The 20,270-nt window shown below is 72.2% G+C and carries 18 protein-coding genes and 1 pseudogene; 8 read left to right on the forward strand and 11 right to left on the reverse strand.

The annotated features are described in order from the left end of the window. Positions 1 to 102: 102 nt before the first annotated feature. Positions 103 to 963 carry a TetR/AcrR family transcriptional regulator gene (locus tag ACVWNX_RS13890; protein WP_454414233.1) on the forward strand — a complete coding sequence of 287 codons (861 nt, stop codon included), beginning with the start codon at positions 103 to 105 and terminating at the stop codon, positions 961 to 963. Between the two features lie 80 nt (positions 964 to 1,043). On the opposite strand, the gene ACVWNX_RS13895 is transcribed toward ACVWNX_RS13890, so the two are convergent. Further along, the gene (locus tag ACVWNX_RS13895; RefSeq protein WP_454414234.1) at positions 1,044 to 2,036 is read right to left on the reverse strand and encodes a WD40 repeat domain-containing protein; all 993 of its coding nucleotides are present in this window, start codon (positions 2,034 to 2,036) and stop codon (positions 1,044 to 1,046) included. Between the two features lie 246 nt (positions 2,037 to 2,282). On the opposite strand from ACVWNX_RS13895, the gene ACVWNX_RS13900 reads away from it, so the two are divergent. Together ACVWNX_RS13900 and ACVWNX_RS13905 are read left to right on the forward strand one after the other, a co-directional pair. Further along, positions 2,283 to 2,864, forward strand: a complete 582-nt coding sequence (locus ACVWNX_RS13900; RefSeq protein WP_454414235.1) for a Uma2 family endonuclease — start codon at positions 2,283 to 2,285, stop codon at positions 2,862 to 2,864. A 67-nt stretch (positions 2,865 to 2,931) separates the two neighbouring features. Then, entirely contained in the window at positions 2,932 to 3,924 is a 993-nt protein-coding gene (locus tag ACVWNX_RS13905; protein WP_454414236.1) for an aldo/keto reductase, read from the forward strand. A 145-nt stretch (positions 3,925 to 4,069) separates the two neighbouring features. Here the strand turns inward: ACVWNX_RS13905 and thpR are convergent, their stop codons facing one another. The 3 genes from thpR to ACVWNX_RS13920 all read right to left on the reverse strand — a co-directional run bounded on the left by thpR (position 4,070) and on the right by ACVWNX_RS13920 (position 7,382). Beyond that, positions 4,070 to 4,717: an RNA 2',3'-cyclic phosphodiesterase gene (gene thpR, locus ACVWNX_RS13910; RefSeq protein WP_454414237.1), complete on the reverse strand. Its 648-nt coding sequence runs from the start codon at positions 4,715 to 4,717 to the stop codon at positions 4,070 to 4,072. 301 nt (positions 4,718 to 5,018) lie between these two features. Further along, positions 5,019 to 6,365, reverse strand: a complete 1,347-nt coding sequence (locus tag ACVWNX_RS13915; protein WP_454414762.1) for an MFS transporter — start codon at positions 6,363 to 6,365, stop codon at positions 5,019 to 5,021. Positions 6,366 to 6,944: 579 nt separating this feature from the next. Next, on the reverse strand, positions 6,945 to 7,382 hold the full coding sequence (locus ACVWNX_RS13920) for a MarR family winged helix-turn-helix transcriptional regulator (RefSeq protein WP_454414238.1): 438 nt from the start codon (positions 7,380 to 7,382) through the stop codon (positions 6,945 to 6,947). A gap of 145 nt (positions 7,383 to 7,527) precedes the next feature. Between ACVWNX_RS13920 and ACVWNX_RS13925 the strand changes: the two are divergent. Then, positions 7,528 to 7,698, forward strand: a pseudogene (locus ACVWNX_RS13925) (ribbon-helix-helix protein, CopG family); the annotation flags it as partial. A 579-nt stretch (positions 7,699 to 8,277) separates the two neighbouring features. On the opposite strand, the gene ACVWNX_RS13930 reads toward ACVWNX_RS13925, so the two are convergent. The 3 genes from ACVWNX_RS13930 to ACVWNX_RS13940 form a co-directional block, all read right to left on the reverse strand. Continuing rightward, positions 8,278 to 9,108 carry a hypothetical protein gene (locus ACVWNX_RS13930; RefSeq protein WP_454414239.1) on the reverse strand — a complete coding sequence of 277 codons (831 nt, stop codon included), beginning with the start codon at positions 9,106 to 9,108 and terminating at the stop codon, positions 8,278 to 8,280. A gap of 83 nt (positions 9,109 to 9,191) precedes the next feature. Further along, positions 9,192 to 10,316, reverse strand: a complete 1,125-nt coding sequence (locus ACVWNX_RS13935) for a helix-turn-helix domain-containing protein (protein WP_454414240.1) — start codon at positions 10,314 to 10,316, stop codon at positions 9,192 to 9,194. A gap of 223 nt (positions 10,317 to 10,539) precedes the next feature. Next, entirely contained in the window at positions 10,540 to 11,994 is a 1,455-nt protein-coding gene (locus ACVWNX_RS13940) for an NCS2 family permease (RefSeq protein WP_454414241.1), read from the reverse strand. Between the two features lie 286 nt (positions 11,995 to 12,280). Between ACVWNX_RS13940 and ACVWNX_RS13945 the strand changes: the two genes are divergently transcribed. The 3 genes from ACVWNX_RS13945 to ACVWNX_RS13955 all read left to right on the forward strand — a co-directional run bounded on the left by ACVWNX_RS13945 (position 12,281) and on the right by ACVWNX_RS13955 (position 16,098). After that, entirely contained in the window at positions 12,281 to 12,643 is a 363-nt protein-coding gene (locus ACVWNX_RS13945) for a DUF2530 domain-containing protein (RefSeq protein ID WP_454414242.1), read from the forward strand. Positions 12,644 to 12,832: 189 nt separating this feature from the next. Continuing rightward, on the forward strand, positions 12,833 to 15,262 hold the full coding sequence (locus ACVWNX_RS13950; protein ID WP_454414243.1) for an HAD-IC family P-type ATPase: 2,430 nt from the start codon (positions 12,833 to 12,835) through the stop codon (positions 15,260 to 15,262). Positions 15,263 to 15,498: 236 nt separating this feature from the next. Continuing rightward, positions 15,499 to 16,098 (forward strand): hypothetical protein, encoded by a 600-nt coding sequence (locus ACVWNX_RS13955; protein ID WP_454414244.1) that lies wholly within the window; start codon positions 15,499 to 15,501, stop codon positions 16,096 to 16,098. 96 nt (positions 16,099 to 16,194) lie between these two features. On the opposite strand, the gene ACVWNX_RS13960 is transcribed toward ACVWNX_RS13955, so the two are convergent. After that, positions 16,195 to 17,325, reverse strand: a complete 1,131-nt coding sequence (locus ACVWNX_RS13960) for a serine hydrolase domain-containing protein (RefSeq protein WP_454414245.1) — start codon at positions 17,323 to 17,325, stop codon at positions 16,195 to 16,197. Positions 17,326 to 17,431: 106 nt separating this feature from the next. Next, positions 17,432 to 18,103 carry a DUF4097 family beta strand repeat-containing protein gene (locus ACVWNX_RS13965; protein WP_454414246.1) on the reverse strand — a complete coding sequence of 224 codons (672 nt, stop codon included), beginning with the start codon at positions 18,101 to 18,103 and terminating at the stop codon, positions 17,432 to 17,434. A 223-nt stretch (positions 18,104 to 18,326) separates the two neighbouring features. Here ACVWNX_RS13965 and ACVWNX_RS13970 point away from each other — a divergent pair, with 223 nt between their 5' ends. Next, the gene (locus ACVWNX_RS13970; protein WP_454414247.1) at positions 18,327 to 19,064 is read left to right on the forward strand and encodes a GbsR/MarR family transcriptional regulator; all 738 of its coding nucleotides are present in this window, start codon (positions 18,327 to 18,329) and stop codon (positions 19,062 to 19,064) included. A gap of 177 nt (positions 19,065 to 19,241) precedes the next feature. Here the strand turns inward: ACVWNX_RS13970 and ACVWNX_RS13975 are convergent, their stop codons facing one another. Together ACVWNX_RS13975 and ACVWNX_RS13980 are read right to left on the reverse strand one after the other, a co-directional pair. Then, complete coding sequence (locus ACVWNX_RS13975) at positions 19,242 to 19,457, reverse strand: DUF397 domain-containing protein (protein WP_454414248.1); 216 nt, start codon at positions 19,455 to 19,457, stop codon at positions 19,242 to 19,244. Between the two features lie 217 nt (positions 19,458 to 19,674). Continuing rightward, positions 19,675 to 19,989 (reverse strand): hypothetical protein, encoded by a 315-nt coding sequence (locus tag ACVWNX_RS13980; RefSeq protein WP_454414249.1) that lies wholly within the window; start codon positions 19,987 to 19,989, stop codon positions 19,675 to 19,677. Positions 19,990 to 20,270 lie beyond the last annotated feature (281 nt).

Here is a 20,270-nt window from a genome sequence, read left to right on the forward strand (position 1 = left end):
CGCAAGCGCGCCGACCGCCCGGCCCGCACCAACTGGGTACAGCGTACCCCACACCGAGTACGGCGTACCCAATTAGAAAACGGACGGTTTAAACTGCGCGGTATGGAGAGCATCGAGACCAGTGGCAGCGGCGACATCCAGCGCACTCTCGAACTGCTCTGGGAGCCCGGGCGCAGACCCACCCGGGGGCCCAAGCCGACCCTCACGGTCGAACGCATCGTGCTGACCGCGATCCGGATCGCGGACGCCGAGGGCCTCCCCGCCGTCTCGATGCGCAGGCTCTCCACCGAACTGGGCACCGGCACCATGTCGCTCTACCGGTACGTCCCCGGCAAGGCGGAACTCCTCGACCTGATGCTCGACCGGGTGCAGGGGCCCTCCCCCGACGAAGAGGCGCCCACCGGGACGTGGCGGGACGCCGTCGAGGCCATGGCCCGCGAATCGCTCGCCCTCTACCAGCGCCACCCCTGGCTGCTCCAGGTCAACCAGCACCGCCCCGTCCTCGGGCCGGGCACCCTCGCCGCCATGGACCGGGTGCTCAGCAGGATCCGCCCGATGGGCCTCAGCGACCCCGAGCTGCTGTCCGTGCTCATCATGGTCGACGGTTACGTGTCCGGAGTCGCCCGCACCCACGTGCACGCCGTGGAGGCGAAGAAGCGGTCGGACCTGACCGACCAGGACTTCTGGGCGGCTCAGGCGCCCTACCTGGAGCGGGTCATGAAGAGCGGACGTTTCCCGGTGATGGCGAGCCTCTCCGACGACACCTTCGGCATGGACTTCGACCACTTCGCGTTCGGACTCCAGCGCATCCTGGAGGGCCTGGAGGTCCTGGTGGCACGACGGCTCGCCGGGTCGGACGCACCGGCGGCGGACGGGACTCCGGAGGGCCTCACCTCAGCCCCAGCGGGCGGGGCCACCGGAGCCGGAGCCGGGGTCCGCGACACCGAGGCGCTGAGCCCCTGAGGCGCTGAGCCCACGGGCCCGGAGTCGGCGGGGTCCCCTTCCCCGGGCCGGGGAAGGGGCCGACTCCGGCCCCGTGGGCCTCACTTGCCGCGCCGCAGCCTCCGCACCCCGAAGAACGCGGCGAGCGCCACCACGAGGACGACCGTGCCCGTGGTGAGGCCGCCGTCCTTGCCGTCGGCGCCGTCCGCCGCGCCGTCGCCGTTCCCGTCGGAGCCCGATCCGCCGCCGTCCCCGGAGGCCCCGGGCGCCGTCCTCGGCTCCACGTCGCTGTTGCCGCCCTCGGAGCCGTACAGCAGGGTCTTCCCGTCCGGGGTCCACGTCATCGACTCGCCCTGCCGCTGGAGCGGCACCCGCAGCTGGTCCAGCCGCTTCGGCTTGCCGTCCTTCCAGGAGTAGAGGACTCCGCCCAGATAGCCCCGGAGCGCCAGCCGCCGACCGTCCGGGGAGAACGCGCCGTCGGTGACCCACAGGTCGATCGGCGCGATCCGCCGGAAGACGTTCGTGCCGGACGGGGAGAGCTTCGCCGGGCCCTCGTACAGGGAGCCGCCGTCGTCCTTCTTGTCGGCGATGTAGACCCGGCCCGTCTTCGGGTGGACCATCATCGCCTCGGCGTCCCGGGCCCCGTCGGCGTACTTGACCACGTACTGGGTGGCCTTCACCTTGGCGTCGACGAGCTTCTTCGGCTCCGGCAGCTTGTAGATCCACACGTAGGGCCAGGTACCGCCGAGGTTGTCCCCGATGTCACCGACGTACAGGTCGCCGTCCGGACCGATCGACACGGCCTCGACGTCGCGCGGGCGGCCCACCCCGGTCAGGGTGAGCGTGGCGACGGTCTTCCCGGTACGGGCGTCCACCGCGTACAGGTGCGCGCCGTCGTCGCTGTCGTTGTGCGTCCAGTAGATCCCGGGGTGCGCGCGGGAGGCGGCCAGCCCGCTGGACTCCTTGATCCGGGGGTCCTCGATGGTGAACCCGTCGGCACCGGGGTCCCCGGCGGCGGACGCGGGCCCGGTGGCGAGCGCGGCGGTCAGGACGGCGAGGCAGGCGGCACCGGCCACCGACGGAAACGAACGCATGCCCTCAAGACTGCCATCCCGCGCACCGGTTCACCCAGGTCACCGGAGAACAGCCGCCCCGGGACCGGCCGCGCGGACGGGACCGCGCGTCCGGAGCGGGCCCACGCGTCCCGGGACGCGCGCAGCGGAATCCCAGGGTGAACCGGGGCAGACACCACCCTTCATGACCGGGCGTAACCCGTTCGTCGTACGTATCGTTGATGTGTGCGGACGCCTCGTTCCGGGGCGTCGGGGAGGAGCGCCACGATGACCGTCGCGGAGATCGGCAGGATCGAGATGGCCGAGCAGGACGTCCCAGGGCTCGACGAACTGTTCGAGCAGATGTCCACCCCCGAGGGATACCGAGCCGAGATCGTCGGGGGAGACGTCTACATGACACCGCAGCGCTCCGCGCACTGGGAGATCATCCGCAGGGTGGTGAGGGCCCTGGAGGACCGGTTCGGGATGGACGTGGCGGTCCTCTCCGACGTGCGGATCGACTTCCCCGGCGAGCTGAACGGATTCGCCCCCGACGTGGTCAAGCTCAGGGACGGCGCCGCGCCCGACGGACGGGGCCGCTGGAGCCACCGCGACGTGGAGTTCATCACCGAGGTGATCTCCCGGGGCACGGCCGCCAACGACTACGGGCCCAAGCTCGCCGCGTACGCCGGGGCCGAGGTCCCGGTGTACGTCATCGCCGACCCGTACCAGGGCAAGTGCCACGTCCACCTGGAACCCGAGGGGGGCGAGTACCGCACCATCACGACGGTGCGGTTCGGCACCGATCTGAATCTGACCGCCACCCCGGTCAGCCTCTCCCTGCCGACCGGGGCGTTCCCCCGGGACTGATCCCCCGCCCACCCGGCCGCCGCCGAATCCTTGCGCGAGCGCGCCGTACCCCGTTGGCTGGGGTCCCATGGAGTACACGCAGCTCGGACGCACGGGGCTCAAGGTCAGCAGGCTCGTCCTCGGGACGATGAACTTCGGTCCGCACACGGACGAACCGGACAGCCACGCGCTCATGGACGCCGCCCTCGACGCGGGCGTCAACTTCTTCGACACCGCGAACACCTACGGCGGCCAGCCCCGGGGCCGCACCGAGACGATCATCGGGAACTGGTTCGCCCGGGGCGGCGACCGCCGGGACAAGGTGGTCCTCGCGACCAAGGTCTACGGGAGCATGGTCGGCCCCGGCGGCGGGGACCGCTGGCCCAACCACGACAAGCTGTCCGCCCTGAACATCCGCCGCTCGGTCGACGCCAGCCTCAAGCGGCTGCGCACCGACCACATCGACCTCTACCAGTTCCACCACGTCGACCGGGACACCCCGGCCGACGAGATCTGGCAGGCGATCGACGTCCTGGTCGCCCAGGGCAAGATCCTCTACACGGGGTCGTCCAACTTCCCCGGCTACAAGATCGCCCAGGCCAACGAGGTCGCCGCCCGGCACGGCCGTCTCGGGCTGGTCAGCGAGCAGTGCGTCTACAACCTCTTCGAGCGGCGCGCCGAGATGGAGGTGCTCCCCGCCGCCCGGGAGTACGGCCTCGGGGTCATCCCCTGGTCCCCGCTGCACGGCGGACTGCTGGGCGGGGTGCTGCGCAAGCAGGAGGAGGGCGGGCGCCGGGCGTCCGGCCGGTCGGCGGACGCCCTCGCGGACCCGGTGGTGCGCGAGCGGGTCGGCGCCTACGAGGACCTGGTCGCCGCGCACGGGCTGGAGCCCGGCGAGACGGCACTCGCCTGGCTGCTGTCCCGCCCCGGCGTCACCGGTCCGATCGTCGGCCCCCGCACCGCCGACCAGCTGGACTCCGCGCTGCGCGCGGTGGCGCTGACCCTGCCGGAGGAGGTCCTGACGTCCCTGGAGCGCGTGTTCCCGGGGCCGGGTCCGTCCCCGGAGGCGTTCGCCTGGTAGCGGGGCCGGGCGGGCGAGCGGGGCGCGGCCCCGTGACGTACGGGGGCTAGCCGCCGAAGGCCGAGGCGACGGCGACGACGACGAACATCACTACGAGCACACCGGCCATGATCCGGTTCCTGGTCTTCGGGTCCACGTGTCGAGCCTAACCGGCCGCGCCGAGCGGCAGGGCGGCGACCGTCTCGTAGCGGGGCCGGGCCCCCGGCACCCCGCCGGTCGGCAGGTTGCTGCGGACCAACGTCAGCTCGCGCACCGTCCACTCCGTCCCGGCGAAGTCCGCGAGGGCGTCCAGGTGGGGTCGGAGGTCCGCCCCGTCGCGCCCCGCCGGGCCGGAACCACCGCGCCCGGCCGGGCGGGGACGGCCGTTCGTCGCCGGTCCTCCGGGGCGGCCGTCCCGGGCCCGGGCCAGTGTCAGGTGCGGGCGGTACCGGCGGTGCTCGCGCAGTTCCAGTCCGGTCCGGCGACCGGCGGCCTCCGCCCGGTCGGCGAGCAGACGCAGGGCGCGGGTGTCGCCGGTCACCCCGGCCCACAGGGAGCGCTCGCCGAAGCTCCCGGACCCGGCCAGCGCCAGCCCGAACGGCTCGGTGCGGTGCGCGCCCCGGGCGAGGCGCCGGGTCAGCTCGGGGACCGAGTCCTCCGGGACCTCGCCGTAGAACGTGAGGGTGAGGTGCCAGCCGGGGCGTCCCGTCCAGCGCAGGAGGTCGTGACCGGGCAGGTCCCGCAGGGCGTCGACCGCCCGGCCCAGTTCCTCCGTCACGGACGGCGGCGGCAGCACCCCGGCGTACAGTCTCATGGCCCCATGGTCACCCGCCGGGCCACCGGACGGAACACCCGCGCGCCGCCCTGCCGCGCAGCCCCGCCGGGAGCCGTACGGCCAGCCCAGCGCACCGCCCGGTGCCGGACGGCCCCACCGGAACCGGGACATCCCGGCCGCGAGCCGCCCGGCCCGATCGGGCGCGGTACAGCCCGCCCGGAGCCGCCCGGCCGGCCGGAAACGTGGGACAGCCCGCCCGGTGCCGCACGGTCCGGCCGGTCCGGAGCCGGACGGCCCCGCCGGGAACCACGCGGCTCCGGGCGGTGGGGCGCCGTGGGTCTCACGCCGCCGTCGCCAGTTCCTCCCGTCGGGGCACGAACCGCAGGTGCTGGTGGCCTCGGCGCAGGTCGACCTGGAGCCGCAGCCCGGCGGCGCGGGCCAGCGCCAGTCCGACGAGCAGCGCCGAGACCGCGCAGACGAGCCCCCCGGCGGCGAGGCTGATCCGCACCCCGTACGCGTCGGTGAGCCAGCCGAACAGCGGGCCGCCCAGCGGGGTGCCGCCGACGAAGACCATCATGTAGAGGCTCATCACCCGGCCCCGCATCTCCGGGTCGGTGGCGAGCTGGACGGACGAGTTCGCCGTGACGTTCACGCTCAGGCCCAGCATCCCGATCGGGGCGAGCAGCAGCAGGAACACCCACAGCGACGGGGAGAACGCCGTCGCGATCAGCAGGGCCCCGAAGCCCACCGCCGCCGCGACCAGCATCCGCAGCCGGGTGGTGGCCCGCCGGGCCGCGAGCAGCGCGCCGACCAGCGAACCGGCCGCCATCAACGTGTTGAACAGCCCGTACATCCCGGAGCCGCCGTCGTAGACGTCGTGCGCGTAGGCGCTGAGCCAGATCGGGAAGTTGAAGCCGAAGGTGCCGACGAAGCCGATCAGCACGATCGGCCAGATCAGCTCCGGATGCCGGGACACGTACCGCAGCCCCTCGCGGAGCTGGCCCTTGCCGCGCGGGCGGCGCGGGGTGCGGTGCAGTTCGGCGGAGCGCATCAGGGCGAGTCCGGTGAGCGGGCCGAGGAACAGCAGTCCGTTGGCCAGGAACGCCCAGCCGGGGCCGACGGCGGCCGTCAGCAGACCGGCGACGGCGGGGCCGACCAGCCGGGCGGACTGGAAGTTGGCGGAGTTCAGGCTGACCGCGTTGCGCACCTGGTCCGGGCCGACCATCTCGGAGACGAACGACTGCCGGGTCGGGTTGTCGACGACGGTGACGAAGCCGGTGAAGAGCGCGGTCATGTACACGTGCCACACCTGGACGTGACCGCTGAGGGTGAGCGCGGCGAGGAAGAGTCCGCCGACGCCCATCGCGCTCTGGGTGAGGAAGAGCAGCGTCCGCTTGGGGAAGCGGTCCGCGATGACCCCGCCGTAGAGCCCGAACAGCAGCATCGGCAGGAACTGCATCGCCGTGGTGATCCCGACGGCGGCCGAGGAGCCGGTGAGGCTGAGGACCAGCCAGTCCTGGGTGATCCGGGCCATCCACACACCGGTGTTGGCGAGGACGGCGCCCAGGGCGAACAGCCGGTAGTTGCGGATGCGGAGGGAGGAGAAGGTGTCCCGACGGCCTCCGCGATCGCCGCCTCCACGGCTTCCACGACCTCCGCGGCCTGCGCGGCCTCCGCCATCGGCCAGGTCACCGCGACCGGTGCGGTCACCGCGTCGGGTACGGCCGCCGGGGCCGTCGGAGCCACCGCGGGCGGTTCGGCCGCCACGGCCCTTCCGGGGCGCGGCGGACGCTCCGCCGGACGGCTCCTCGGTGGGGCGTCGCTCGTCGGACGGCTCGGTGGAGTGCCGCTCGTCGGACGGCTCGGCGGGGCGTCGCCCGGAGGACGGTTCGGCGGGCGGCTGGACAGGCGCGGGCGCGCCCGTGGGTATCGCGGCGCGGACGGGGCGGTGGCCCTGGTGGCCCTCGGCGCCGTCGTGGTCGCGGCCGTCACGACCGTCACGACCGCCGTGACCGTGGCCGACGCGGCTGTCGTGGCTGTCACGACCATCGCGGCCGTCACGGCCGTCGTGGCCCTCGCGGGCGGAACAGTCGGGGTCCGGGACGGTGCCGGGGTCCGGTTCGAGGTGGGTGCGGCGGTCAGGGCCGGTGCCGGAACCGGGTCCGGTGCCGGGGCGGGTGGAACGTTCGGGTTCGGGTAGTGGTGCGGGGGCGGATTCTGCTCCGGGTCCCGTACTCAAAGAGCTTCGCCTCCTCGGCGCGCGGGTCTACAGATGGGCGAGCTTCTCCAACACGGGGGCGGCGGCGCGCAGCTTGGCGCGTTCGTCCTCGTCCAGGCCCTCGACCAGACCGGCCAGCCAGACGTTTCGCCGTCGGCGGCTCTCTTCGAGCATGGCCTCGGCCCGCTCGGTCTGGGTGACCACCTTCTGGCGGCGGTCGTCGGGGTGGGGCTCCAGCCTGACCAGGTCCTTGGCTTCGAGGAGCGCGACGATGCGGGTCATCGAGGGCGGCTGGACGTGTTCCTTGCGGGCCAGCTCGCCGGGGGTGGCGGAACCGCAGCGGGCGAGAGTGCCGAGCACCGACATCTCCGTCGGGCTGAGCGACTCGTCGACCCGCTGGTGTTTGAGCCGCCGGGACAGTCGCATGACCGCCGAGCGGAGGGCGTCCACCGCCGCGGCGTCGTCGTCACGGGTTTGGTCAGGCATGTTCTTTAGAGTAACTCATTACCCTGCCTAAATACCACCCATTAAACCGTGAGCCCCGACACGCCCACCCCATCATCACCCGTACGGGTGAGCGCGCGCCGGAAAGTGCTACAACCCACCACCCCGGACCGGGACCCTCGGGTACATGGGGACACACGTACTGAGCCTGCGCATAGACGGGCAGTTGCTGGACCGGCTCCGGGGCCACGCGGCGAAACGCGGGATGAGCGTCCAGGACTACGTGATCGGGACGCTGGTGCGCGACGACTTCGACGAGCGGTTCCACTCCTCGGTGGAGGAGACGGAACGGTTCTACGCGGACGCCGCCCCCGTCCCGTCCCGTACCCCGGCAGCCACCGCCCCGTCCGGCGCCTCCACGCCTCCCGTCCCGCCCCGCGGCACCCCGGCGCCTCCCGCACCGGCCGCCCCCGCTCCGCCCGGCGTCCCGGCGGCCACCGCCCCGGCCCCGCCCCCGGCGTCCGCCCCCGCGCCCCCGCGCCCACCGGCGCCCCAGCCCCCGCCCGTACCCGTCCGGGAGGTCCCCGCCCAGCCCACGGACAGCCCCGCGCCCCCGGGCACCGCCAGGCCCCCGGGCGCCGCGCCCCGTACCGGCACCAGCGCCGGACCCCGTCCGCCAGGCCCCCCGGGAGCACCGGGTAGCGCACCGGTCCCGGCCGCCCCCCGGCAGCGCGTGGACGGCGGCACGGTCATCGGTACCGGCACCGGCGCGCTGACGTCCGTCACCGCCCCGGAAACGCCGGGGGCCGGCGGCGTCACGAGGACGGCCACCGGCCCCTACAGACCCACGGCTCCCGCGAGGCGGTGGTGAGACGGCCTGCCGGACCGGACCACGGCGGATGGCGGACGGCGCGGGCGGCGGACGGCGGGCGCCCCCTCAGCCCAGACGGCTGACGAACGCGGGGGCGAGCGCGCGGACACGTCGCTCGTCCACATCGCCGCGCAGGGCCGAGACGGCCATCTCCACACCCGGGGTGCGGGCCGCGCCGAACAGCTCGCGCAGCAGTCCGAGCCCCTGGACCGCCACCGCCCCCACCCGGTCGTCCGTCCGGAGCTTCTCGAAGGTGGCCGCCACGTCGCCGGGACGGGCGGTCATCATGATCCGGAGGACGTCGGCCGCGTCCTTGTCGGAGAGCCGGTCCGGCCGCTGCTCCGCCGCCCGCAGCCGGTCCCTGATCTTGAACGCCTTCGCCACCAGCAACGCCGTCGGGCCCGCCACGTCGACCTCGACGGAACGGATGTCGGCGCCGTCGAGTCCGGTGACCGTCATCGGGGAGCGGTCGACCGCCGCCAGCTCCAGACCCTCGATCCAGCGCGCCGCCATGAGGCCGTGCGGCGGCACCTTGGCACTGCGCCGCCCGATCTTCGGCGCCAGCTCCCTGGGGACGAGCAGATCCAGCTCGACCGGGACGGTGACGCCCCCGACGTTCTCCTCGCGCGCCCACAGCCCTGGCTGGTTCTCGTACATCAGCGAGAAGCCCGCGGCGCGCAGGGCCTCCTCCAGCAGGGGCCGGTCCCCCAGCCGCCGTGGATCGATGCTCAGGTCACCGTCCGAGGTGAACACGGCCCCGCTGACCGCCGCGTGCGGGGTCCGGAGGTACACCGCCTGGGCGCCGACCACCGTCACCGCGTCGAGCTGGCCGTCGAGGGCCGTGAGCGCGTCCAGCAGGACGCGCCGGGCCACCACCATCAGTTCGTGACGGTCCACACCGTCCGGGACCTTCGCCACCGTGCTCCCCCTGCCTCAGATGTCCGTTCCCAAGCGGCCTGATACCGCTGCCGCTGGATGCCTCAGAGTCCGTCGGCCCGCCACCGGCGCTCGTTCTCGGCCATGTACTCCAGTACCGCCTCGCCCTCCGCGGGCATCCGCCCGGGGCCCGACAGACAGTCGATCGCCAACTGGCTCAGGGCGACCCGGCGGACTCCGTCGGCCTCGGCGGTCCGCTCGAAGACCACGTCGTCGTGGGCGCGCAGCAGGAGGACGTCCGCCCCCTCCTCCACCGGCAGCAGTCCGAGGGCGTCGCCCATGTCGTCGGCGGCCCCCGGGACGGACGGAACGTAGAGCATCAGCTGGCCCCCGACCGCGAGCGGACGGACGCTCCGGGCCGCGTACGACCCCGTGACGGCGATGTCGTACCCCACGACGTGGGAACGGCCGCGCAGCTTCCCCCAGAGGTCCTTCACACCGTTCTGCGCGATCACGCCCACATAGGGGTTGTGCCGCAGCAGGGTCAGTTGTTCCGCGCGGACCCGCAGCATGCTCCGCCAGTCGACGTCGACGACGAGCTTGCCGTCCCGGCGGATGAGGAGCTGCTCCTCCAGGGTGTCCAGGAGCCGGGAGACGTAGGGGAGGCTGAGGTTCGCGGCGGCGGCCAGGTCCGTGGCCCGGTAGGGCGGGGCCACATCGGCCAGCAGGCGGACCAGCCGTCCCGCCTTCGCCCCCGACAGCCGGGGCCCGGCGGCCTGGGGGCGCGTCGCCTTGGGCGCGCGGGCACTCCCCTGGACGTCGATGACGACCAACGGCCTCCGCATCCGCAGGAACGCGTTGCCAGTGAAGTCCAGATAGCCGACGCCGTGCTCGCGCAGCACCTGCCGGGTGCGCGGGGAGAGCCACGGGGCGACGGCCAGCAGGGGCAGCTCGATGCCCATCCGGCGCAGCAGGTCGGCCTTGGGCAGCAGGCTCAGCTCGACGTCCCGGGGGGTGAGGTGCGGTCGGGCCTCGACCAGGAGCCTCGTGGCCGGTTGCCCGTCGGGCGGCTCGACGCTGACGAGGGCGTCCGGCGCGAGATCCGATCCGGACCTGTCCTGAGGGCCCTGGCGGAGCGCCACCCGCCAGTCCTCGCCGAGCAGGGCGCGGAGGGCTTCGAGGCCCTGTTCGAGCAGCGCCTCGGAAGTGGGGGGCTCCTCGTGATCCATGGCGTCATGGTCGCACGCGGCAGGCGCCCTGACACATAAAACTTGCCGCATGCCCCCTGTTTAGGTACATCGGCAAGTCGTGGATTTAAGCAACTTCTTCTATCCGGGCGGGTTGCTTTCGACCGTCAAGCGGGCCGGGCGGGCAACCCCACCCGGTCCTCGCTCCACGGACCGGGCCCGCCGCCCCGGTGAACGGAGCGACGGGCCCTACGGCGTGCGGCCGTCAGGTGAGGCCCAGCGCGGGCATCAGGTAGTAGAAGACGAACACGGCGGACACCGCGTACATCGCGACCGGCACCTCGCGGGCCCGGCCCGCCGCCACCCGCAGCACGGTGAAGGTGATGAAGCCCAGGCCGATGCCGTTGGTGATCGAGTAGGTGAACGGCATCATCATCATGGTCACGAAGGCGGGGATCGCGATGGTGTAGTCGTCCCAGTCGATCGCCCGGATAGAGCCGGACAGGATCAGGAAGCCGACCGCGAGCAGTGCGGGGGTGGCCGCCTGGGACGGGACCATCGTGGCGACCGGCGTCAGGAACAGCGCCAGGGTGAACAGGCCGCCGGTGACGACGTTGGCGAGGCCGGTGCGCGCGCCCTCGCCGACCCCGGCCGTGGACTCCACGAAGCAGGTGGTGGCCGAGGAGGAGGTGGCGCCGCCCGCCGCGACGGCGATGCCGTCCACGAAGAGCACCTTGTTGATGCCGGGCAGGTTGCCCTTGGAGTCGGTCAGCTTGGCCTCGTCGCCGACGCCCATGATCGTGCCCATCGCGTCGAAGAAGCACGACAGCAGCACGGTGAAGACGAACAGCACTCCGGTGAGGATGCCGACCTTCTCGAACCCGCCGAACAGGCTGACCTCGCCGATCAGCCCGAAGTCCGGGGTGGAGAGCGGGTTGCCCGGCCACTTCGGAGTGGTCAGGCCCCAGGACGGGACCTCCGCGACCGCCTCGATGATCACGGCCACCACCGTCATGGTGACGATGGAGATGAGGATGGCCCCCGGCACCTTGCGGACGATCAGCGCCAGCGTGAGCAGCGCGCCGAGCGCGAAGACCAGGACCGGCCAGCCGGTGAGGTGGCCGCCGCTGCCGAGCTGGAGCGGGACGACCGTTCCGGCGACGTCCGGGATGCGGGACACGAAACCGGCGTCCACCAGGCCGATCAGCATGATGAACAGACCGATGCCGATCGCGATGCCCTTGCGCAGCCCCAGCGGGACGGCGCTCATCACGCGCTCCCGCAGACCCGTCGCCACCAGCAGCATCACCACGAAGCCCGCCAGCACGACCATGCCCATCGCGTCCGGCCAGGACATCCGGGGCGCGAGCTGGAGGGCGACGACGGTGTTGACGCCCAGACCGGCGGCGAGCGCGATCGGCACGTTGCCGATGACGCCCATCAGCAGGGTGGTGAACGCGGCGGTCAGCGCGGTCGCGGTGACCAGCTGCGCGTTGTCGAGCTGATGGCCGTACATGTCCTTCGCGCTGCCCAGGATGATCGGGTTCAGCACGATGATGTAGGCCATCGCGAAGAAGGTGGCGAAGCCGCCCCGGATCTCGCGCGGAACGCTGGAGCCGCGTTCGGAGATCCGGAAGAAGCGGTCGAGGCCGTTGGTCGGCGGAGTGGGGGCCGGAGGATCTCCGGCCGCGTCGACCTTGGCGGTGGCCGAGGGGGACATACAGGACCTCAGTCGTGGGTTCCTACGAGAGAAACAGGCCAGCGGGGAACTGTTTCAGTATGAACATATAGGGGGAGCAAACGCTATCTCCGCGCGTAGATGCGGTGTGGCTCCCGGGGTACGGGGCCTTTGCGTGCTCTGCGGCGCCCACCACCGCCGTACGCCGCTCCCGGCCGCGCCCGTCGTACGCCGTTCCCCGCCACACTCGTAGTACGCCGTTCCCGGCCGCGCCCGGTCGCACCGCGCGGCGCCGGGGCTCCACGGCACGGCCGATAAACTCGCCGCCATGTCCCGTCCTCTCACGAGTCGTCCCCAGCGCGAGGCCCCGGAGCCCCTGGAGGGCCCCGTGGTCGGCACCATCACGGGCGGCACGATCCTGTGGTTCGCGCTCTTCCTCGTCCAGCTCCCCTTCTACGGCTGGTTCGAGGACCACGGGCACCTGTGGTGGCTGTGGACCTGCCTCGCCGGAGGCGGTCTCGGGCTGATCGGCGTCTGGTACGTCCGCAAGCGGGACGCCGCGATCAAGCGGCACGCGGCGGAGCGGGCGGCCACCGACGGCTCCGGAACCGGGGCCGGTGGGCCCGGCTCGGGCTCCGGGAGCGGTGGCCCTGACGCCGGGACCGGAAGCGGGAGCCCCGCCGGGGCCTGACCCGGACCGGGCGCCCGACGGCTCCCCCTCCGCTCTCCTCCCGCCTCCCTCCCGCCCCCTCCTGTCTCCTTCCCGCCCCCTCCCGTCTCCCCTCCCCCTGAGGGAGATCCCCCCCGAGGGAGACCCCGGGTGGGCGATCCGGCCCGTTCCCGACGGGCCCGGAACCCCGTCCTTCCGTACCGTCGGACCATGACCCACATCGACGCGGGTGCCGAACTCGACCCCGTGCACCCCGTCCCGCTGCCGGGCGGCACCGCGGCGACCGGGCTGACCTCGGCGCAGGTCGCCGAGCGGGTGGCCCGGGGCGAGGTCAACGACGTGCCGGTGCGCAGCAGCCGCTCGGTGACGGACATCGTCCGGGCGAACGTCCTCACCCGGTTCAACGCGATCATCGGCGTGCTGTGGGCGGTCATGCTCGTCGTCGCGCCCATCCAGGACAGCCTGTTCGGGTTCGTCATCCTCGCCAACACCGGGATCGGGATCGTCCAGGAGCTGCGGGCCAAGCGCACCCTGGACTCGCTCGCGGTGATCGGGGAGGCCCGGCCGACCGTGCGGCGGGACGGGGCGGCGGTCGAGGTGCCGACCGCCGGGATCGTGCTCGGGGACCTCATCGAGGTCGGCCCCGGCGACAAGGTCGTGGTGGACGGGACCTGCGCCGAGGCGGACGGGCTGGAGATCGACGAGTCGCTGCTGACCGGTGAGGCCGACCCGGTGGTGAAGCGGCCCGGGGACCCGGTGCTGTCCGGCAGCTTCGTCGTCGCGGGCGGCGGCGCGTTCACCGCGACCAAGGTCGGCCGGGAGGCGTACGCGGCGCGGCTCGCGGAGGAGGCGTCCCGCTTCACGCTCGTCCACTCCGAACTGCGCTCCGGGATCTCCACCATCCTCAAGTACGTGACCTGGATGATGATCCCGACCGCCACCGGGCTGATCATCAGCCAGCTGGTCGCCCAGCACCACGACCTGCGGGACTCGATCGCCCGGACGGTCGGCGGGATCGTGCCGATGGTCCCGGAGGGGCTGGTGCTGCTGACCTCGGTGGCGTTCGCGATCGGGGTGATCCGGCTGGGCCGCAAGCAGTGCCTGGTGCAGGAGTTGCCCGCGATCGAGGGGCTCGCCCGGGTGGACACCGTCTGCCTCGACAAGACCGGCACCCTCACCGAGGGCGGGATGGACGTCACCGAGCTGCGGGTGCTGCTGGACGGCACCGACGAGGCGTACGTGCGCCGGGTGCTCGGGGCGCTCGGGGAGTCCGACCCCCGGCCCAACGCGTCCCTCCAGGCCGTGATCGACGCCTATCCGGTGCCGGAGGGCTGGCGGTGCGTGCGGTCGCTGCCGTTCTCCTCCGCCCGCAAGTACAGCGGCGCGGCCTTCGACGAGGCGGACGGCGAGAACAGCACCTGGTTGCTGGGCGCGCCGGACGTGCTGCTGGCGCCCGACGATCCGGCGCTCGGCGCGACGGAGGAACTGAACCGGAAGGGCCTGCGGGTGCTGTTGCTGGCGCGCGCCGCCCGGGACCTCGACGCCCTCGACGACAGCGGCGGCGACGGCGGGGTGGCCGTGGGCGCCCGGCCCGTCGCGCTGGTGGTGCTGGAACAGCGGCTGCGGCCGGACGCCGCCGACACCCTGCGGTACTTCGCCGAGCAGAACGTCCGGGCGAAGGTCATCTCCGGCGACAACGCGGTGTCGGTCGGCGCGGTCGCCGGGAAGCTGGGGCTCGCGGGCGCGGACGCCACGGTGGACGCGCGGACGCTGCCCGGCGAACCGGACGCGCTGGCCTCCGCGTTGGACGAGCACACCGTGTTCGGACGGGTCACCCCCCGGCAGAAGCGGGAGATGGTCGCCGCGCTCCAGTCCCGTGGCCACACCGTCGCGATGACCGGCGACGGCGTGAACGACGTGCTCGCCCTGAAGGACGCGGACATCGGCGTGGCGATGGGCTCCGGATCGGAGGCCACCCGGGCCGTCGCGCAGATCGTGCTGCTGAACAACAGCTTCGCCACCCTGCCGTCGGTGGTCGCGGAGGGCCGCCGGGTCATCGGCAACATCACCCGGGTCGCGACCCTCTTCCTGGTCAAGACCGTGTACTCGGTGCTGCTCGCGATCCTGGTGGTGCTCTCCCAGGTCGAGTACCCGTTCCTCCCCCGGCATCTGACCCTGCTATCCACCCTCACCATCGGCGTCCCCGCGTTCTTCCTGGCGCTCGCCCCCAACAAGGAACGGGCCCGGCCGCACTTCGTCCGCCGGGTGATGCGGTACGCCATCCCTGGCGGGATCGTCGCGGCGACGGCCACCTTCGTGACGTATCTGCTGGCCCGTCACCACTACACCGGGCCCGGCTCGCTGGACGCGGAGACCAGCGCGGCGACGCTGACCCTGTTCCTGGTCTCGCTGTGGGTGCTGGCGATCGTCGCCCGCCCGTACACCTGGTGGCGGCTGGCGCTGGTCGCGACGATGGCCGCCGGGTTCGTCCTGGTGCTGGTGGTGCCGTGGCTCCAGCACTTCTTCGCGCTGAAGCTGGTGGGGGTGGTGATGCCCTGGACGGCGGTGGCCGTCGCGGCGGCGGGCGCGGCGGTGCTGGAGCTGGCCTGGCGCTGGGTGGACGTACGGTTCCCGGCGTAGGCCCGGGGGCGGGCGGGACGGTTCCGGGGGCGTGACGGGGCCGGACCTGACGGTTCGGGTACGGGGTCGGTCAGCCGGTCAGCCGGTCAGCCGGTCGCCAACGGCCCCCGCGCCTCGCCCGGCGGTGGAGAATCCCGACCGGGTACAAGAAGATCCACTCCGTACGGCCGTGAACGTCGGCAGCGGATCACCGGCAGGCAGCGGAACCGGCTCACGGCACGAAACGCGGGGGAAGAATGACACGCTCCACGGGAAGCCGGGCGTCTTCCGCCCGTTCCAGGGCACTCGCGCTCCTCGCGGCCCTGGCGCTGGCCCTGGTGGAGTGCTCCACGGGCCAGGACGGTGACGGGCCGCGAACGGGAGCGGCGTTGGCGACCGACGGCACCCAGTCCAGCGGGGTCGTGGGGAACCACCACGTCCGGGTGGGCGAGGTCTGGTACTTCGCGCTGCCCGTTCCTCGGAACGTCTCCTCGCGCCCCATCGACATCACGGACGTCGGCGTCGAACGTGTCCCACAAGGCGTCGAGTTGCTCGGCTACGGCGCCTACCACTTGGACGACACCGAGGGCCTGCCCCTGCTGGCGAAGGAGGGCGAACCGCACGCACCCGATTTCGACAACCTCAAGAACTACGCCCACGAGCCGTTGAGGGTCGCCGCCCGTTCCTCCAGCGACGTGTTCTACCTGGTGAAGGTGAGGATCACCGCGCCACCCGACGAATCCCTCCGGTGGTGCCGCTTCGACTACCGGCAGGGCGGCTCGACGTACACGCAGGAACTGGACTGCGAGGCGGATCTCAGGGTCGCCGCCCAAGACCGTGTCCTGTCTACCCGATGAGGGCGGCACCGATCCCGCCGGTCCGGTGCGCGGGCTTCCGGGGCGCGGCTCCGTGGGAAGCCGCGCCGTGTCGCCCCGGTTGCGGAGTCGGTCCGGTCACGGAGTCGGTTCGGTCGTGGCGGCCGGCGGGGTGTCCTGACCGCCGAACACCTCCTCGACGAGCTGGGCCACGGCCTTCTGGAACGCCTCGGCCAGGGACAGCGCGGCGTCGTCGACGTAGTTCAGCGCGGCGGTCAGGGTCTTGCTGCCGTCGGCCGTGCTGTACATCAGCGCTCCGTGGCCCGCCACGCCGCCGTTGTGGGTGACGATGGTGCCGCCGTTCCCGCTCGCCTGCTGGACGAACAGGCCCAGGCCGTAGCCGGTCTCGGGGTGCGGCTCGCACATCTCGGCCAGCAGCGGGGCGGGCAGCAACTTGCCGCTCAGCAGCGAGGAGATGAAGGTGTGGAGGTCCCGGGTGGTGGAGATCATGTCTCCGCCGGTCGAGATCCAGGAGGGGTCGTGCCGGGTGACGTCGACGGTCTCCGTCCGTCCGGCGTCCTCGTACCGGTAGTAGGCGCGGGCGTGCGGCTCGGGCAGCTCCGGGTCGCCGTCCGGCACCAGGGTGTCCGACAGTCCGAGCGGCTCCAGGACCAGTCGTCGCATCTCCCCGGCGAAGGAGCGGCCGGTGGCCTTCTCGACCAGCAGTCTGAGCAGGACGTAGTTGGTGTTGGAGTAGCTCCAGCCCGTTCCCGGCTCGAACCGCGCGGGCCGGGACAGCGCCAGTCGCACCAGTTCCTCCGGCTGGTAGGCCGTGAACCGCTTGTCCACCCACTCCTGGCCCGTGTTCGTGGCGGGGATCCCCGGGGTGAAGGTCCCGTCGGCGTGGTACTCGCCGGTGAAGTTGAACACCCCGCTGGTGTGCCGCAGCAGCATCCGCACCGTGATCCGCGGGTCCAGCCCGAACCCGGTCAGGTGGTCGGCGGCCGGGGCGTCCAGCTCGATCGCGCCCTCGGCCACCAGCCGCAGCACCAGGGCCGCGGTGAAGGTCTTGGTGTTGCTGCCTATCCGCACGTACCCGTCCACCGAGGGCTTCTCGGTCCCGCCCAGCTCGCGCGCCCCGGCGCTGCCGACCCATTCGCCCCGCTCGTCGTGCACGCGCATCGTCACACCGGTGAAGCCGGACGCGATCATCCCGTGGATGAGCTTCCGCAGCTCGGGACGGTCCTGGTCGCCAAGGGTGAGGGACATGGTGGGTGCTCCTTCAGGTCTGAGGGGGGAGTGCGGGAGAGGAGGGAGTGCGGGTGAGCGGGCCGGATCGGCGCGGGCCGTGTCCAGGTCCGGGTCCGGGTCCGGGTCAGAGGCTGCGCGCGCTGATGTCGCCGTAGGCGGTGGTCGCGTGGATGGTGAGGGCGGCGTCGGCGCCGTCGGCGTTGCGGAGCGCGTTGTTGATCCGGCCGTAGGAGGTGCCCGCGTCCAGGGAGGCGGAGACCCCCCGGGCGGCGGCGACGGAGATCCCGCCGTGCCCGGTGCGCAGCGTGACCGTGCCGCGTGCGGCCTCGTCGACGCGGAGGTCGCCCTTCTGGGTGCTGATGTCCGCGTCGCCGCCCAGACGGCCGACCGTGACGTCGCCCGACTGGAGGGTCAGCCGGACGCTCGCGGCCTCGTCGAGCTTGACCGTGCCCTGCGCGGCCTCGAAGGCGACGTCGCCGAGCCGTCCGACGCCCCGCAGCCCGCCGAGGGCCGCGTTCGCCTCGACGCGGGATCCCACCGGCAGCTGGACCGTGATCTCGACGGACCCGGAGGGGTCGAAGACCTGGTTGTCCGCCTCCGGGGCGGTGATCCGCAGGACGTTGTCGCCGTAGACGACCTCCGTGCGCTCCGCGGCCTTCGCGTCGCGGCCCGTGGACGGGTTCTTGGGGAGGACCTCGACGGTGGTGTCGGCCCGGTCGGCGGCGATGAGGCGGATGTCGCCGGCGGGGACGTTCAGGATGACGGTGACCGGGGTGGGGGTGTCGAACTTCTGCATCGTACTGCCCTTCCGTTGCTGTTTCTGATGATGGAAAAGCTACGTTGCATTTCTAGATCTGGCAATCACGTCGTTGCGATGGATCGACATAACAGCAGCTCAGAGCAGCTAATTCATTGCAATGGAAGAGGTTTCAACGCAACGATCAAGGCGTAGCACGTTGCAATGGATGGAAAGTGAACGCTACTGTGGGAGCCCACGGACGATCACGGAGGAGAACCCGATGCCAGGAGGCCGACTCACCCAGCAGGAACGCCAGCGGATCGCGCTGGGACTGGCCGACGACCTCTCCTACGCGGAGATCGCCAGAGGGCTGGACCGCCCGACCTCGACCGTCACCCGCGAGGTCATGCGCAACGGCGGCCCCGCCGCCTACCGCGCCGACCTCGCCCACCGCGCCACCGAACGCCGCGCCCACCGCCGCAGGAAGACCACCACGGCCCCGGACCCCGGCACGCCCCCGCAGACCCACGGGCGCGACGCCGAAGCGGTGCGCGAGTACGAGGAGACGTTCGCCACCGTCTTCATGCAGTCGGGCCTGCCCAGGATGACGGCCCGGGTCCTGGCCAGCCTCTACACCACCGACGCGGGCAGCCTCACCGCCGCCGAACTCGCCGGGCGCTTGCAGATCAGCCCGGCGTCCGTCTCCAAAGCGGTCACGTTCCTCAGCGGCCAGGGCCTGATCCGCCGTGAACGCGACGACCACCGCCGTGAGCGCTACGTCGTCGACGACGACGTCATGTACCAGTCCACGATGGCCAGCGCCCGGTCCACCGCCCACCTCGGCGACATCGCCCGGCAGGGCGTCGGCGTCCTCGGCCCCGACACCCCGGCCGCCACCCGCCTGGAGAACATCGCCCGCTACGTGGACTTCGTCTCCGAGAGCATCGCCCGCGCCGCCGACCAGGCCCGCGCGATCCTCCACACCCCACCCGGCGGGGCCACTGACGGCGCCCCCTAGCCGGGCCGCCCCGGCGGACGGCCCCGGGCGCCCGGTCCTGGCGGGCCCGGCGCTCACCCCTTCGCAGCGCCTGCGGCCCGGTCGGGAGAGCCGAGTTCGCCGCGCCCCGCGAAGGCCCGCCGTCCACGGACGCGGGACGGCGGGCCTGGTGAGGGGTGGCCCCCCGCAGAGCGGTGACTAGACGGCGCCGAGGTCCCCGGTCTTGACGCCCGTCACGAAGGAGGCGAAGGCGTGCTCGGGGAGGTTCAGGACGGGGCCGCTCGGGTCCTTGGAGTCACGGACGGGGACGGTGCCCGTCGCGGACGCGGACGCGGGCGCCCACTCGACGCAGGAGCCGCCGCCACCGCTGTACGAGGACTTGACCCACTGGACGTTGGTCGGGTCGGTGTTCATCTCGGATTCCCTTCCCTGCTACGGCGGTACGGACGGGAGCCCTGCCGCGCGCTTCCGGTGCGGGAGGTGCGGCAGGGCTCATTGTCGTGCGGTGGGGCCGAGGGCTACAGCCCGCTGGACCCGTCCCCCCTGGCGCCCGTCGCAAACCTCGCCCGTTCGGCTCGCCCGACGCGTTCGGCCGGTTCGGTCCCGCCAAGCCCAACGGTCACACGTCGGCTTATGTGAACGATTCCTTGTTGAAGACGACGAACCCTCCACCGGGTCGGCAGTCCTTGTCCAATTCCAGACTCTTCACCATCTTGTCATCGGCATCCAGGAAAGATCCGCTCGCCTCGACGGTTTCCCCTTCCATGATGGTCCCGAAGCCGGGCACCTTGACCCCCCGTTCGTCGCCCTTCTTCACCGGCTCCACGCCGTCAGGCCAAATGGGCGCCACCTCTTCCGGACCGTCCCCCTTGTCCGCGTGAACGACAAAACACTTGCCGTCCTCTCGATACTCCAGTCGGCCACCGACAAGCATCTCCTTGGCCATGCGGAACTCGTGAACAATAATCCCGGGATCCGCTCCTTTGACTTTCACCTCATCCGTTGCAGCACCATCCTTAGGCCCTCCACATGCAGAAGCAAGAAACATCAATGGAAGTGCGCAGACGTAGCTTGCCCGCCGAAAGCTCTTCACTCATCAGACCTTTACATGTAGCTGCGGGGCATGCCGAAAACCGCTTGCCCCGCAGAGTGGAAAACTATCCCCTACCGCTGCCAGACGTCATAGCCCTTATTCTGGAACAGATAGGCCGGAGTGAAGACGCTACG

The organism is Streptomyces sp. JNUCC 64, from assembly GCF_054484115.1.

Coding starts and splice junctions, on each gene's coding strand:
- ACVWNX_RS13975 (WP_454414248.1), bottom strand. CDS start 19,457: ATGAACACCGACCCGACCAACGTCCAGTGGGTCAAGTCCTCGTACAGC.
- ACVWNX_RS13895 (WP_454414234.1), bottom strand. CDS start 2,036: ATGCGTTCGTTTCCGTCGGTGGCCGGTGCCGCCTGCCTCGCCGTCCTG.
- ACVWNX_RS13965 (WP_454414246.1), bottom strand. CDS start 18,103: ATGCAGAAGTTCGACACCCCCACCCCGGTCACCGTCATCCTGAACGTC.
- ACVWNX_RS13905 (WP_454414236.1), top strand. CDS start 2,932: ATGGAGTACACGCAGCTCGGACGCACGGGGCTCAAGGTCAGCAGGCTC.
- thpR (WP_454414237.1), bottom strand. CDS start 4,717: ATGAGACTGTACGCCGGGGTGCTGCCGCCGCCGTCCGTGACGGAGGAA.
- ACVWNX_RS13900 (WP_454414235.1), top strand. CDS start 2,283: ATGACCGTCGCGGAGATCGGCAGGATCGAGATGGCCGAGCAGGACGTC.
- ACVWNX_RS13940 (WP_454414241.1), bottom strand. CDS start 11,994: ATGTCCCCCTCGGCCACCGCCAAGGTCGACGCGGCCGGAGATCCTCCG.
- ACVWNX_RS13950 (WP_454414243.1), top strand. CDS start 12,833: ATGACCCACATCGACGCGGGTGCCGAACTCGACCCCGTGCACCCCGTC.
- ACVWNX_RS13945 (WP_454414242.1), top strand. CDS start 12,281: ATGTCCCGTCCTCTCACGAGTCGTCCCCAGCGCGAGGCCCCGGAGCCC.
- ACVWNX_RS13890 (WP_454414233.1), top strand. CDS start 103: ATGGAGAGCATCGAGACCAGTGGCAGCGGCGACATCCAGCGCACTCTC.
- ACVWNX_RS13935 (WP_454414240.1), bottom strand. CDS start 10,316: ATGGATCACGAGGAGCCCCCCACTTCCGAGGCGCTGCTCGAACAGGGC.
- ACVWNX_RS13980 (WP_454414249.1), bottom strand. CDS start 19,989: ATGGCCAAGGAGATGCTTGTCGGTGGCCGACTGGAGTATCGAGAGGAC.
- ACVWNX_RS13970 (WP_454414247.1), top strand. CDS start 18,327: ATGCCAGGAGGCCGACTCACCCAGCAGGAACGCCAGCGGATCGCGCTG.
- ACVWNX_RS13960 (WP_454414245.1), bottom strand. CDS start 17,325: ATGTCCCTCACCCTTGGCGACCAGGACCGTCCCGAGCTGCGGAAGCTC.
- ACVWNX_RS13955 (WP_454414244.1), top strand. CDS start 15,499: ATGACACGCTCCACGGGAAGCCGGGCGTCTTCCGCCCGTTCCAGGGCA.
- ACVWNX_RS13920 (WP_454414238.1), bottom strand. CDS start 7,382: ATGCCTGACCAAACCCGTGACGACGACGCCGCGGCGGTGGACGCCCTC.